General features: G+C 43.8%; 12 protein-coding genes. 10 read left to right on the forward strand and 2 right to left on the reverse strand.

Features of this window, described 5'->3' with window-relative positions; all coding sequences use genetic code 11:
- Positions 1-10: 10 nt before the first annotated feature.
- From fmt to PG086_RS02345, 8 genes are all read left to right on the forward strand, one after another.
- On the forward strand, positions 11-946 hold the full coding sequence (gene fmt, locus PG086_RS02310; protein WP_095726218.1) for a methionyl-tRNA formyltransferase: 936 nt from the start codon (positions 11-13) through the stop codon (positions 944-946).
- Entirely contained in the window at positions 939-2,252 is a 1,314-nt protein-coding gene (gene rsmB / locus PG086_RS02315) for a 16S rRNA (cytosine(967)-C(5))-methyltransferase RsmB (RefSeq protein ID WP_185758118.1), read from the forward strand. The genes fmt and rsmB overlap by 8 nt, the downstream gene beginning before the upstream one ends.
- A gap of 15 nt (positions 2,253-2,267) precedes the next feature.
- Positions 2,268-3,008: a Stp1/IreP family PP2C-type Ser/Thr phosphatase gene (locus PG086_RS02320; protein WP_000401532.1), complete on the forward strand. Its 741-nt coding sequence runs from the start codon at positions 2,268-2,270 to the stop codon at positions 3,006-3,008.
- Positions 3,005-4,894 (forward strand): Stk1 family PASTA domain-containing Ser/Thr kinase, encoded by a 1,890-nt coding sequence (gene pknB, locus PG086_RS02325; RefSeq protein ID WP_061588401.1) that lies wholly within the window; start codon positions 3,005-3,007, stop codon positions 4,892-4,894. Before PG086_RS02320 ends, pknB begins: the two co-directional genes overlap by 4 nt.
- Before the next feature lie 85 nt (positions 4,895-4,979).
- Positions 4,980-5,738: a threonine/serine exporter family protein gene (locus PG086_RS02330; RefSeq protein ID WP_061588400.1), complete on the forward strand. Its 759-nt coding sequence runs from the start codon at positions 4,980-4,982 to the stop codon at positions 5,736-5,738.
- A gap of 1 nt (position 5,739) precedes the next feature.
- Positions 5,740-6,195 (forward strand): threonine/serine exporter family protein, encoded by a 456-nt coding sequence (locus PG086_RS02335; RefSeq protein WP_000176910.1) that lies wholly within the window; start codon positions 5,740-5,742, stop codon positions 6,193-6,195.
- Positions 6,196-6,313: 118 nt separating this feature from the next.
- Entirely contained in the window at positions 6,314-7,486 is a 1,173-nt protein-coding gene (locus PG086_RS02340; RefSeq protein ID WP_061588399.1) for a hydroxymethylglutaryl-CoA synthase, read from the forward strand.
- A complete protein-coding gene (locus PG086_RS02345; RefSeq protein ID WP_270747654.1) occupies positions 7,486-8,760 on the forward strand; it encodes a hydroxymethylglutaryl-CoA reductase, degradative in 1,275 nt (424 codons plus the stop codon). Before PG086_RS02340 ends, PG086_RS02345 begins: the two co-directional genes overlap by 1 nt.
- A gap of 35 nt (positions 8,761-8,795) precedes the next feature.
- On the opposite strand, the gene PG086_RS02350 is transcribed toward PG086_RS02345, so the two are convergent.
- Positions 8,796-9,761 carry a LacI family DNA-binding transcriptional regulator gene (locus PG086_RS02350; RefSeq protein ID WP_270747655.1) on the reverse strand — a complete coding sequence of 322 codons (966 nt, stop codon included), beginning with the start codon at positions 9,759-9,761 and terminating at the stop codon, positions 8,796-8,798.
- Positions 9,742-11,196 (reverse strand): sucrose-6-phosphate hydrolase, encoded by a 1,455-nt coding sequence (locus PG086_RS02355; RefSeq protein ID WP_270747656.1) that lies wholly within the window; start codon positions 11,194-11,196, stop codon positions 9,742-9,744. The genes PG086_RS02350 and PG086_RS02355 overlap by 20 nt, the downstream gene beginning before the upstream one ends.
- Positions 11,197-11,574: 378 nt before the next feature.
- Here PG086_RS02355 and PG086_RS02360 point away from each other — a divergent pair, with 378 nt between their 5' ends.
- A complete protein-coding gene (locus PG086_RS02360; protein WP_270747657.1) occupies positions 11,575-13,512 on the forward strand; it encodes a sucrose-specific PTS transporter subunit IIBC in 1,938 nt (645 codons plus the stop codon).
- A gap of 157 nt (positions 13,513-13,669) precedes the next feature.
- On the forward strand, positions 13,670-14,557 hold the full coding sequence (gene scrK / locus PG086_RS02365) for a fructokinase ScrK (protein ID WP_270747658.1): 888 nt from the start codon (positions 13,670-13,672) through the stop codon (positions 14,555-14,557).
- The last annotated feature ends 216 nt before the right edge of the window (positions 14,558-14,773 follow it).

Raw genomic sequence — 14,773 nt, forward strand, 5'->3', positions numbered from 1 at the left:
AGGAGAAGAAATGACGAAACTAATCTTTATGGGGACACCCGACTTTTCAGCAACAGTTTTGAAGGGGTTGTTATCAGATGATCGTTACGAGATTCTAGCTGTTGTAACCCAGCCAGACCGCGCTGTCGGCCGTAAAAAAGTAATCCAAGAAACCCCAGTCAAGCAGGCTGCCAAAGAAGCAAATCTTCCTATCTACCAACCTGAAAAATTATCTGGAAGTCCAGAGATGGAAGCCATTATGAAGCTAGGAGCGGATGGAATTGTGACTGCTGCTTTTGGGCAGTTTCTCCCAAGTAAACTCCTTGATAGCATGGACTTTGCGGTCAACGTTCACGCTTCCCTTCTTCCCAAACACCGTGGTGGTGCACCTATTCATTATGCCTTGATTCAAGGGGATAAGGAAGCTGGTGTGACCATTATGGAGATGGTTAAGGAAATGGATGCAGGGGATATGATTTCTCATCGCAGTATTCCTATCACTGATGAGGACAATGTCGGCACCTTGTTTGAGAAATTAGCCATTGTTGGTCGTGACTTGCTTTTGGACACCCTGCCTGCCTATATTGCTGGGGAGATTAAGCCTGTGCCTCAGGACCAAAGCCAGGTCACTTTCTCGCCAAATATCAAGCCAGAGGAAGAAAAGTTGGACTGGAATAAGACTAACCGTCAACTCTTTAACCAAATCAGAGGGATGAATCCATGGCCTGTTGCCCACACTTTCCTTAAAGGCGACCGCTTTAAGATTTATGAAGCCCTGCCAGTAGAAGGTCAGGGAGCTCCAGGTGAGATCCTCTCTATTGGCAAGAAACAATTAATCGTTGCAGCGGCTGAAGGAGCTCTATCTCTCAAGCAAGTGCAGCCAGCTGGGAAGCCCAAGATGGACATTGCTTCCTTCCTCAACGGAGTTGGACGGACACTGACTGTAGGAGAACGATTTGGTGACTAAAGTAGAAACGGCTAGAAATCTAGCTCTAGCAGTGTTAGAGGATGTTTTTGTCAATCAAGCATACTCCAATATTGCTTTAAATAAACACCTCAAAGGGAGTCAACTCTCAGCAGCAGACAAGGGCTTGGTGACAGAGATTGTTTACGGAACGGTAGCCCGAAAACTCACTCTGGAATGGTACCTGTCCCACTTTATCCAAGACCGAGATAAGCTAGATAACTGGCTCTATATTCTGCTCCTCCTGAGCGCCTACCAACTTCGGTATCTGGATAAGATTCCTAGTCACGCTGTAGTCAATGAAGCGGTAGAGCTAGCCAAAGCCCGTAAAAAAGGCAGTGAGAAATTGGTCAACGCCGTCCTTCGTCGTATCTTAAGAGAAGGCTGGCCAGATATTGACAGCATCAAACGCAAAAACAAGCGTGATTCCATTGCCTATTCTCTCCCAGTTTGGCTAGTATCTAAACTTAAGGAAGAATACGGTGAAGAGCGAGCACAAGCCATCTTTAAAAGTCTCTTGGTACGCAACAAAGCCAGTATTCGGGTGACTGACTTGAGCCGAAAAGAGGAAATCAAAGCCGTGTTAGAGGCGACTGATTCCCCTTTGGCGGCCACTGGTCTGGTCAAGGAGCACGGCCACTTTGCAGGCCATGATTTGTTTGCTGAAGGGGTTATTACTATCCAAGATGAGTCCAGTCAACTGGTTGCTCCGACTCTTGATCCACAAGGTGATGAGCAGGTTCTGGATGCTTGTGCAGCTCCGGGTGGGAAAACAGCTCATATAGCTTCCTACCTCACATCCGGTAAGGTGACGGCTTTGGACCTTTACGATCATAAGTTGGACTTGATCCAAGAAAATGCGGAGCGTTTAGGTGTGGCAGAACGAGTGCAAACGCAAAAATTGGATGCCAGAAAGGTACATGAGTTTTTCGGTCGGGACTCTTTTGATAAGATTTTAGTAGATGCTCCCTGTTCTGGGATTGGACTTTTACGTCGTAAACCAGACATCAAATACAATAAAGAAACAGCAGATTTCACATCATTACAGGAAATTCAGCTGGAAATATTAGGTAGTGTTTGTCAAACGCTACGAAAAGGTGGTATAATAACGTATAGTACCTGTACTATCGTCTCTGAGGAGAACTTTCAAGTCGTTGAGGCATTTTTAGAAAGTCATCCCGAGTTTGAGCAGGTTAAACTAGAACACGAATGCAAAGATATCCTGAAAGATGGCTGCATCCTGATCACTCCTGAATTGTATGGAAGTGATGGATTCTTTATCAGCCAATTTCGTAAGATATCAGAATAGGAAGGAACTGACACAATGGAAATAGCATTATTAACAGATGTTGGTCAGAAACGGACAAATAATCAGGACTATGTCAATCACTTTGTCAACCGAGCAGGACGCACTATGATCATCTTGGCTGACGGAATGGGAGGACACCGTGCAGGAAATATCGCTAGTGAGATGGCGGTCACAGACCTCGGTGTAGATTGGGTGGATACCCAAATTGACTCAGTCAATGAAGTTCGTGAGTGGTTTGCCCACTACCTGGAGATTGAAAATCAAAAAATTCATCAACTAGGTCAGGACGAAGCATACAGAGGCATGGGAACAACGCTAGAAGCTGTTGCGTTTATTGATAACCAAGCCATCTATGCTCACATTGGAGATTCTCGTATCGGTTTGATTCGTGGAGAAGAATACCACCAGTTGACGAGTGACCATTCCTTGGTCAATGAATTGCTCAAGGCTGGTCAATTGACTCCAGAAGAAGCAGAAACTCACCCTCAAAAGAATATCATCACACAGTCTATCGGACAAAAAGATGAAATCCAGCCTGATTTTGGGATGATTACACTGGAGTCAGGAGATTATCTCTTGCTCAATAGTGACGGCTTGACCAATATGATTTCGGCAAGCGAGATTTATGATATCGTAACCAGCGATATTTCCCTGGCAGACAAGGCGGCAACCCTCATTCGTTTCGCTAACAATGCAGGAGGTTTAGACAACATTACGGTTGCCCTTGTTTACATGAACGAGGAGGCAGCAGAATGATCCAAATCGGCAAGATTTTTGCCGGGCGGTATCGGATTGTCAAGCAGATTGGTCGAGGAGGCATGGCAGATGTTTACTTGGCCAAGGATTTGATCCTAGATGGGGAAGAAGTGGCAGTTAAGGTCCTGAGGACCAACTACCAGACGGACCCGATTGCTGTGGCACGTTTCCAGCGGGAAGCGAGGGCTATGGCGGATCTGGACCATCCTCATATCGTTCGGATAACAGATATTGGTGAGGAAGATGGCCAACAGTACCTAGCTATGGAATACGTAGCAGGACTCGACCTCAAGCGTTATATCAAAGAACACTATCCTCTTTCAAATGAAGAAGCGGTTCGGATTATGGGACAGATTCTTTTGGCTATGCGTTTAGCTCATGCTAGAGGAATTGTTCACCGAGATTTGAAACCTCAAAATATCCTCTTGACACCAGATGGAACTGCTAAAGTTACTGACTTTGGGATTGCAGTGGCCTTTGCAGAGACGAGTCTGACCCAGACCAACTCGATGCTGGGTTCGGTTCATTATTTGTCACCTGAGCAAGCGCGTGGTTCTAAAGCGACTTTCCAGAGCGATATCTATGCGATGGGGATTATCTTCTATGAGATGCTGACGGGACATATCCCTTATGATGGAGATAGCGCGGTTACGATTGCACTCCAGCATTTCCAGAAGCCACTTCCGTCCGTCATTGCTGAAAATCCATCTGTCCCTCAGGCTTTGGAAAATGTTGTCATCAAGGCAACTGCTAAGAAATTGTCTGATCGCTATCAGTCTGTTTCAGAAATGTATATGGACTTGTCAACTAGCTTGTCTTATAATCGTCGGAATGAACCGAAACTGGTCTTTGACGATGCGAGTAAGGCGGATACGAAGACTTTACCTAAAGTCCCACAAAGTACATTGACCTCGATTCCAAAAGCTCCGGCGCAGGAAGAACGTCCTCAGTCAAAGAAACCAACTCAACCAGTGGCAGAACCGGCTCCAGCGCCAAAACCTGCCAAGAAACGGAAGTTTAAGGCTCGCTATATGATTCTTTTGGCCAGTCTTCTATTGGTTGCAGCCTCTTTGGTCTGGATTTTGTCTAGAACACCTGCAACGATTCCTATTCCTGATGTGGCTGGACAAACTGTTGCAGAGGCCAAAGAAGCACTCAAAAAATCTAAGTTTGAAGCTGGTGAGGAGAAATCTGAAGCTAGTGATACAGTAGCGGAAGGACGCGTTATTCGAACCGATCCTGAAGCTGGCAGCGGCCGCAAAGAAGGGACCAAGGTCAATTTGGTTGTCTCTTCTGGCAAGCAATCCTTCCAATTGAGCAATTACGTCGGACGTAAGTATACGGATGTTGTAGCTGAACTCAAGGAGAAGAAGGTTCCTGAAAATCTAATCAAGATGGAAGAGGAAGAATCCAGCGAAAGCGAACCTGGAACCATTCTCAAACAAAGTCCTGCGGCAGGTACGACTTATGATCTTTCAAAAGCTAGCATAATTACTTTAACGGTTGCTAAGAAAGTAACAAGCGTTTCTATGCCAAGTTATATTGGTTCAAGTCTCGAATTTACAAAGAATAATTTGACTCAGATTGTCGGTGTAAAAGAGGCTAATATTGAGGTTGTCGAGGTTTCGACTGCTCCTGAAGGGACAGCAGAAGGTACAGTTGTAGATCAAACACCAAAAGCGGGTGAACAGGTTGACCTTGCTAGCACGCGTATCAAACTTTCCATCTACAAACCGAAAACACCACCGTCAACTTCATCTTCTAGTTCTGCGCAACGTGGGAACCAAGGTTCTTCTACAACTCCAAACCAGGGGAACCAACAAGGAAACACTCCTTCAACTAGTCAATCAAATAGTGAAGGAACCCGTGAAAGTTCTCGAGATTAAACGAATCTTTGTCATGATTTCATGACAAAGATTTTTTTTCATTGATTTTTGTGATAAAATATAGGAAGCAGAAAAGGAGGAGAAAATGGACGAATCAAGAGAGTTGAATGCCGTTATTGATGTCATTATGTTAGCTGGAACCATTCTCTTAAAAAGCGGTTCGGAGATTTATCGGGTTGAGGACACCATGATCCGTATCGCTCATTCACAGGGAATAGTGGATTGCAACGTTCTTGCTATGCCAGCAGCTATTTTCTTTTCTATTGAGAATACCAATATTTCTCGTATGAAACGGGTCACTTCTTCCTCCTACAACATCGAAAAAGTCTGTGATGTCAACCAAGTATCACGGGAGCTTGTCGGAGGGCAAATCGATCTCTCTACAGCCTTTGAAAGGCTAAAGGAAATCAGAAATCAAGCTCTTCCTTATACCAAGTACCAAGTGACTATTGCAGCAACTCTCAGTGCCCCTTTTTTCTCGATTATGTTCGGGGGGAATACCTATGATGCTTTTGGTGCAGCCATTGCGACCTTACTTGGTTTTGCTTTCTCTCTCTATGTAGAGAAGTTTGTCCGCATTCCTTTTGTAACCGCCTTTGCAGGAGCCTTTGCTTTTGGCTTGATTGCCCAGTTCTGGGCCCGCTATACAGGATTTCCTTCGACGGCAGACTTGATCATAGCGGGAGCTGTCATGCCCTTTGTTCCGGGAATTGCCCTGACAAATGCAGTTCGGGATATCATGACCAACCATATCAACTCTGGTATGAGCAAGATGTTTGAATCCCTGCTCATTACCCTCGCTTTAGGGGCCGGCACCTCCGTCGCCCTAGTTTTGATGACATAAGATGACTCTAACAAGTATTTTACTCCAAGCAGTAGCGAGTTTACTCGCCATTATCACCTTTCTAATCGTACTGAATGTTCAACGCTCTATGCTCCTACCTGGTGGTGTTCTGGGAATGGGTGTCTGGCTCCTCTATCTTGTACTTAAAGAACCAACCAATGTTATTGTTGCGACCTTTATCGCAGCGGTGGTTGGTTCTTGCATCAGCCAGATTCTAAGTATTGTCTATAAGACGCCAGCAGTGGTCTTTGTCTTGGCCATTCTTGCCCCCTTGGTGCCAGGTTATCTATCCTATCGAACGACAGCTTTCTTTGTGACAGGTGATTACAGTCATGCCCTTACCAGTGCAACACTAGTAGTTATGTTGGCTCTGGTCATTTCTATCGGGATGGCCAGTGGAACAGTGATTCTGAAGCTTTATTACTATATCCGAAAACAGCGAGGCATATCCTCCTAATGCTGTCAAAGCAAAGACTTGATTTGTTGAATCAGGTCTTTTTTCTCTCATTTGTTCCTATTTGTGATAAAATAGAATAGAACGATTTTTTACAATGAATGAAAAAACAGAGGTAAATATGACAATCGGTATTGATAAGATTGGTTTTGCAACCAGTCAATATGTCTTGAAATTACAAGACCTAGCAGAAGCAAGAGGAGTTGATCCGAATAAATATAGTAAGGGTCTCTTATTAAACGAAATTAGCATTGCACCATTGACTGAGGATGTTGTCACCTTAGCTGCCAGTGCAAGTAACTCTATTTTGACAGATAAAGAAAAAGAAGAAATTGACATGGTCATCGTGGCGACCGAGTCAGGGATTGACCAGAGTAAGGCAGCGGCGGTCTTTGTTCACGGTCTATTAGGTATCCAGCCTTTCGCTCGCAGTTTTGAAATCAAAGAAGCTTGTTACGGAGCAACAGCTGCCCTCCATTATGCCAAGTTGCATGTGGAAAATTCTCCAGAGTCCAAGGTCTTGGTCATCGCCAGCGATATTGCCAAGTATGGTGTAGCGACTCCAGGTGAACCAACTCAGGGAGCTGGGAGTGTGGCGATGCTGATTACGCAAAATCCGCGTACCATGGCCTTTAACAATGATAATGTTGCCCAAACGCGTGATATTATGGATTTCTGGCGTCCGAACTATTCAACTACTCCTTATGTAAACGGCTTGTACTCAACTCAGCAATATCTTGACAGTCTTACGACGACTTGGGATGAATACAAGAAACGATATGACTGGACTATGAATGATTTTGCGGCTATCTGCTTCCACTTGCCTTATCCCAAATTAGCCCTAAAAGGCTTGCGCAAGATGATGGATAAGACTTTGTCTCAGGAAAAAAAGGATAGTCTGCAAGAAAACTTTGATAAGTCCATTCTCTACAGTCAGATGATTGGGAATATCTACACAGGTTCCCTCTTCCTTGGGCTACTCTCCCTTTTGGAAAATGCAGAGAATTTGAAGGCTGGAGATAAAATTGTCCTCTACAGTTACGGAAGTGGAGCGGTTTCAGAGTTCTTTAGTGGAGAACTGGTTGAAGGCTATGAGGCCTACCTTGATAAGGATCGTTTGACCAAACTCAAGCAACGTACAGCATTGTCTGTTGCAGACTATGAAAAAGTCTTCTTCGAAGAATTGCAGTTGGATGAATCTGGTTCAGCCCAATTTGCAGGCTATGAACATCAAGACTATGCCTTGGTTGAAATTCTCGACCACCAACGCCGTTATAGCAAGGTTGAAAAATAATGAAGTTAAGTTGGAATGGATTTTCTAAAAAATCATACCATGAGCGCCTTGAGTTACTGAAAGCTCAGGCGCTCCTTAGTCCTGAAAAGCAAACCAGTCTGGAGCAGGATGAACAGGTCAGTTTGGCTGTTGCAGACCAGCTGAGTGAGAATGTGGTGGGAACTTTTTCTCTGCCTTATTCTATCGTTCCAGAGCTTGTTGTAAATGGTCAGGACTACACAGTTCCCTATGTGACAGAAGAACCCTCAGTGGTTGCTGCGGCCAGCTATGCTAGTAAAATTATCAAGCGAGCAGGTGGCTTTACTGCTCAAGTACATGAGCGCCAGATGATTGGTCAGGTAGCCCTTTATCAAGTTGCTGAACCTGAACAAGCGCAAGAGAAGATTGCCAGCAAGAAAGCGGAGCTCTTGGAACTTGCCAATCAAGCCTATCCTTCTATCGTCAAACGTGGTGGCGGGGCGCGTGATTTGCATGTAGAGCAGATCAAAGGTGAAATAGACTTTCTCGTTGTGTATCTCCATGTCGATACCCAGGAAGCCATGGGAGCCAATATGCTCAACACCATGCTGGAGGCTTTGAAACCAGTCTTAGAAGAACTCAGTCAGGGGCAGAGTCTTATGGGAATTTTGTCCAACTACGCGACCGATTCTCTGGTGACTGCAAGCTGTCGTATCGCCTTTCGCTACTTGAGTCCTCAAAGGGATCAAGGACGAGAAATTGCGGAGAAAATAGCCTTGGCTAGCCAGTTTGCGCAGGCTGATCCCTACCGAGCGGCTACCCATAATAAAGGGATTTTTAATGGTATCGATGCCATTTTGATTGCCACTGGTAATGACTGGCGTGCCATCGAAGCTGGGGCCCATGCCTTTGCCAGTCGAGATGGACGCTATCAAGGTCTTAGTCAATGGACGCTGGACATGGAAAGAGAAGAATTGGTCGGTGAGATGACACTACCTATGCCTGTAGCGACCAAGGGTGGCTCTATCGGTCTCAACCCACGTGTAGCCCTCAGCCATGAACTACTGGGAAATCCTTCTGCCAAAGAATTAGCTCAGATTATCGTGTCCATCGGTCTTGCCCAAAACTTTGCAGCTCTCAAGGCCTTGGTAAGTACGGGCATCCAGCAAGGCCACATGAAATTACAGGCCAAATCCCTAGCTCTCCTAGCTGGTGCTAGTGAGTCCGAGGTTGCTCCCCTAGTTGAGCGCCTCATCGCAGATAAAACCTTTAACTTAGAGACAGCTCAGCGCTATCTAGAAAATTTAAGATCATAAAAAACTCAGACGAATTGGTCTGAGTTTTCTTGTGTTTAAATACTTTTTCCAGGTAATAGGGTGACTGGTAAGAAGTAACCAGTTGTCGCGACTTCCTTGCCTTCAATCTTCTGCAAGAGGAGATCGACAGTGAGGTGGGCAATCTCTTTCATAGGTTGCTTAATCGTTGTCAGGTGAGGGTAGTAGTTCTCGATAAAGTAGGTCCCATCATATCCGATGACCTTGAGCTCTTCAGGAACAGAGATACCTAGCTCCTGAGCGATTTTAATGACCAGAATAGCTGTCAAATCATCCGAAGCAAAAATCGCATCTGGTTTCTGATGGGTCAAGATATTCTTGATTTCCATTTCTTTTCGGACGGGAGAAAAGTCACTCGAAACATTGATAATAGGCGCTTTCGGGAGAACAGAGGCAAAGCCAGCGTGGCGAAGTCCAGTCGGTGAGTTGGAATTATCATTTCCTGTAATCATGATGATAGACTGGGCTCCAGTCTTAACCAGAGTTTGGGCTGCGAGGACCCCGCCACCGTAGTTGTCAGAGGAGACGACAGGAATGTCTGGAGACAAGTTTCGGTCAAAGGAAATGATTGGTGCCGTCACACGATTGTAGTCTTCGATTCCAAGATTGTGACTTCCAGAAATGATACCATCGACCTGGTTGGCCTCCAGCATTTCAATGTATTCCCGTTCTTTTTCAGAGTCATGTTCGCTGTTACATATGATGGTTTTGTAACCTTTCTTGAAGAGCTGGTGTTCCAACTTGTCAATCAACTCTGCATAAAAGACATGACTAATGTTTGGGAAAATGAGACCAATCAACTTAGCAGATTTTCCTTGGAGACTTCGAGCCAGATTATTAGGCTTGTAGCCTAGCTCTCGCATGGCTTCATTAACCTTTTGAATGGTTTTCTCAGATAGGTAACCCTTTTTATTGATAACTCGAGAAACAGTAGTAGGGCTGACGCCTGCAAGTTTTGCGACATCAGTTAGTTTTGCGACCATAATCTAATTCATAGTAGGTTCCGGTTGGATTTCCAGATTTGATCAGGATACCGTTTTGATCGGCATGAGGAAAGACACGACCAGAAAATACTTTTTCTCCTTTATTGATGAAAATTTCAAAGACTGACTTGTCGATGAATATAGTGGCAGTAGTAGCTTGGTTATTGATAGGGCAAGAACGAGCCGTACCAAATTCTTGGGCATACTGTTCACCAGCCTGACTACGATCCACTGTCACCTCTCCATTGACAAGGTCAAAGATGATTGAAAGTCCCTTGCCTTCTTTATCAGCAAGTAAGACAATCTTGCTCTGACTATTGGCTTCTAAGTTTAGTTCGATTTCGTAGGTGTTATTGGTTTGAGTACGATTTGAGAAGGCTTCTTCAGAAGAACGAAGTTCTTTGACGGCTGAGACAGGATATTGGTAGAGTTTGCCATCTTTGATAGTGAGTTCTTTGACCAATGAGAAGGTTCCTTGGTGGTCAAAACGGTCAGATGGGTAAGAAACATCTGGTAACCCAAGCCAACTTACTGCCAATGCACGTCCATCTGGAGTGTTAAATGCTTGAGTTGCATAGGCTTCAAAACCATAGTCTAGATTTTGCAATGGAGATACATCTACCATTTTGGCATTTTCAGGATCAAAGGAAGCCCCGATTTTGTACATGTTTGGATAGATATTGTCATAGTCTAGAACACTCTTATCCAATCCTTGTGGGCAGTAGAGAAGGACAGGTTGCTCCCCTACAAAGACCAAGTTTGGACATTCCATCATGTAGGCAGTGCGGTCGTTAGCAAATTCAAGGTCGTCAACCGCTTGCCAGATTGTGTAGTCGTTGTCCACAGCCTTGTAGAGACGGACGAAGCCTTTTTTCTCCAAGTCCTGTCCACCGACGATAGCATAATATTGTCCCTTAAAGTTAAAAATTTGCGGGTCACGGAAGTGGTCAGTAGAGTCTGCTGGTTGGTCGATCAAGATCTTGTCAATCTTTGTAATCTTGCCATCCTTATCCATCAAAGCACCAACCTGGTAAGGGTGACGAATCCAGTTTTCATCACGGACATTTCCTGTATAAAATAGGAACAAGTTATCGCCGAATTGCATGGCAGAACCAGAGTAGGCACCGTGGCTATCTAATGGAGTATCTGGCAAAATTTTGACTCCAGTTTCTGTGAAGTGTACTAGATCATCACTTTCAAGCTGCACCCAAGACTTCAACCCATGGGCTGCACCAAAGGGGAAGTTTTGGTAAAAGAGAATCCATTTGCCATCAAAATAAGAAAAGCCATTTGGATCATTGAGAAGTCCCATTTTAGGCTCAACATGGTAACGAGTATGCCAAGGAGATTGTGCCATCTTTTCCTTGATTTGCTTGACTTCATCATTTGTCCAGTCTTCGTAGCGTCTGTAACGACGCTCAGTTGTCCATTCCATTTTATCTTTCCTCCATAAGTTCTATTCTATTATTAATAGTAAACGTTTTCGACAAAAAAAGCAAGTCTTTTATGTTAAAAAAGAGAAAAATATGTCAAACGATTACCAGAAATCAAGCAAAGGAAATTTGACAAATTTTCACGAAAAAATGAAAGAAAATGTAAATAAAAAGCTTTGAACCCTCTAACATAAGGATATTTTTTTGAGGAAAAAGAAAATATCCCTCAAAAACGAGCAAGAATAATCAGGAGTAAAAGAAGTAAAATAAAAATTTCTGCAAAACGCTTGACATATTTTAGAAACGTGATAAAATAATAGTCGTAGGGCGAATAAAATCGCTTTCAAACAAGAACAAAATTTTATAAGGAGATTTTTGCTATGGATTATAGTAAAGTTGCTACCGAGGTCATTGAGGCTGTCGGCAAAGAGAATCTTGTAGCTGCAGCACATTGTGCGACCCGCCTTCGTCTGGTGTTAAAAGATGAAACAAAAGTGAACCAAGCAGCTCTAGATAATAATGCGGATGTGAAGGGGACTTTTAGCACTAACGGACAATACCAAATTATTATTGGTCCCGGAGACGTTAACTTTGTATATGCAGAAATCATCAAAAAAACAGGTTTGAAAGAAGCTTCCACAGATGACTTAAAAGAGATTGTGAATAGAGACAAAAAATTTAATCCATTGATGGATTTGATTAAGCTTTTGTCAGATATCTTCGTTCCAATTATTCCTGCATTGGTTGCGGGTGGTCTTTTGATGGCATTACGTAACTTCTTGACATCACCAGACTTATTTGGACCTCAATCTATTGAAGACATGTACCCTGCTATCAAAGGGATCTCAGCGATGATTCAATTGATGTCTGCTGCCCCATTTATGTTCTTACCTGTTTTAGTAGGGATTTCAGCAGCTAAACGTTTTGGGGCAAACCAATTTCTTGGTGCGGCTATCGGTATGATTATGACCACACCAGATTTGGGTGGTAAAGAAGCTTTTTGGGATATTTTAGGTTTCCATGTTACACAAACAAACTATGCTTATCAAGTAATCCCAGTCCTTGTAGCTGTCTGGTTGTTGGCAACTTTAGAAAAATTCTTCCACAAGAAATTGCCTTCTGCGGTTGACTTCACCTTTACTCCGCTTTTATCAGTTATGATTACAGGATTCCTAACTTTTACAGTTATTGGTCCTGTGATGTTGGTGGTTTCTGATGCGATTACTAATGTTATTGTATGGCTATACAATACTACAGGTGCATTTGGTATGGGGCTCTTTGGTGGAACATACTCATTGATTGTTATGACGGGGCTTCACCAATCATTCCCTGCTATTGAAACTCAGTTATTATCGGCATACAATAATAACGGTACTGGATTTGGTGACTACATCTTTGTTGTTGCTTCAATGGCAAACGTGGCGCAAGGTGCAGCCACTCTCGCAATCTACTTCTTGACTAAAAATGCTAAAACTAAAGGATTGTCAAGTTCTGCGGCTGTCTCTGCTTTCCTTGGGATTACTGAGCCTGCCCTATTTGGGGTGAACTTGAAATATAAATTCCCATTCTTCTGTGCTCTTGCTGGTTCAGCAGTTGGTGCCTTTGTAGCAGGTTTGACCCATGTCATTGCAGTTTCTTTGGGAGCGGCTGGATTTATCGGATTCCTATCTATTAAAGCAGGTTCAATCCCTATGTATGTAGTTGCAGAAGTGATTTCATTTGCCGCAGCCTTTGCCTTGACTTATTTCTATGGTAAAACAAAAGCAGCAGGTGTCTTTGCTGATGAAGCCGCAACAGCAACTGCGGAAACAGTTACTGAAACTACAGTAGAAGCACCAGTAGTGGAAGAGTCTGATACTCCTCAAAACGAAACCATCCTTACTCCAATTGTTGGGGAAGTTGTTGCACTTGCTGACGTGAATGATCCAGTTTTCTCAAGCGGAGCTATGGGACAAGGGATTGCTGTCAAACCTAGTCAAGGTGTAGTTTATGCGCCAGCTGATGCAGAAGTATCTATCGCCTTTGCAACAGGACATGCTTATGGTTTGAAAACTGAAAATGGTGCTGAAATCCTTATCCACGTTGGTATTGATACAGTGTCTATGGACGGCGAAGGATTTGACAAAAAAGTTGCCCAAGGTGATAAAGTTAAGGCTGGAGATGTTCTTGGAACTTTTGACTCTGCTAAAATTGCTGCAGCGGGTCTCGACGATACGACAATGGTTATCGTAACCAACACAGCAGACTACGCTTCTGTGACACCAGTTGCAACTGGTTCAGTTGTCAAGGGTGATGCTATCATCGAAGTGAAAGCCTAGTCTTCTTCGAAAATCAGATCTAAAAACAAAACGAACAAATGCCAGCTTTGTTCGTTTTTATTAGATGGTAAGATATACAGAGGAAAATCTAAAATATAGAGAAATTTAGGTTTTCAAAATGTGCTATAATAGAGAAAATAAAAATAAGAGGTTTATCATGACAAAATTATACGGAAGCTTAGAAGCAGGCGGTACAAAGTTTGTCTGTGCTGTCGGAGATGAAAACTTTAATGTTGTGGAAAAAACACAATTTCCAACAACAACTCCTATCGAGACTATCGATAAAACCATCGAGTTCTTTTCAAAATTCGATAATCTTGCTGGTCTTGCTGTCGGTTCATTTGGTCCGATCGATATCGACAAAAACTCAAAAACCTATGGCTTTATCACAACGACTCCAAAACCAAACTGGGCAAATGTGGACTTGCTTGGGGCTCTCCGTCGCGCCCTCAACGTACCCATGTATTTCACCACAGACGTAAACAGCTCTGCCTACGGTGAAGTGGTTGCTCGTAACAATGCTGGTGGCCGTATCGAAAACTTGGTTTACTACACGATCGGTACAGGGATCGGTGCAGGTGTCATCCAACGTGGCGAGTTTATTGGCGGTGCAGGTCACCCTGAAATGGGTCACTACTATGTAGCCAAACATCCAATGGATATTGAAAAAGAATTCAACGGTGTTTGTCCATTCCACAAGGGCTGTTTGGAAGGCTTTGCAGCTGGACCAAGTTTGGAAGCTCGTACAGGTATTCGTGGTGAAAACATCGAACTTAACAGCTCTGTCTGGGATGTTCAAGCCTACTATATCGCTCAAGCTGCGGTCAATGCTACAGTGACTTTCCGCCCAGATGTGATCGTCTTTGGTGGTGGCGTCATGGCCCAGCAACACATGCTGGACCGTGTACGTGAGAAATTCACAGCTCTTCTCAACGGCTATCTACCAGTACCAGACGTGCGTGACTATATCGTGACTCCAGCGGTCGCAGGTAATGGTTCCGCAACACTTGGAAACTTTGTCCTTGCTAAGAGTGTCGCAAAATAAAACAAAGAAAACATCCGCTTGGGCAACCAAACGGATTTTTTGTTTGAAGACAATTTTTTTGAGCCTTTCCTTAAGTGATGACGGACGGTAGCGACTTTCTGCGAAGCTCCATATCGAAACTTTGAGCCTAATGTCTCAAAGTTTCCGAACACCTGAAACCATTAGATTTCAGGTGTTTTTATCACGGCGGAAAGGCTAGGTAAGTTCTTGATTCAC

Source organism: Streptococcus halitosis (assembly GCF_027691175.1).
Classification (GTDB): Bacteria; Bacillota; Bacilli; order Lactobacillales; family Streptococcaceae; genus Streptococcus; species Streptococcus halitosis_A.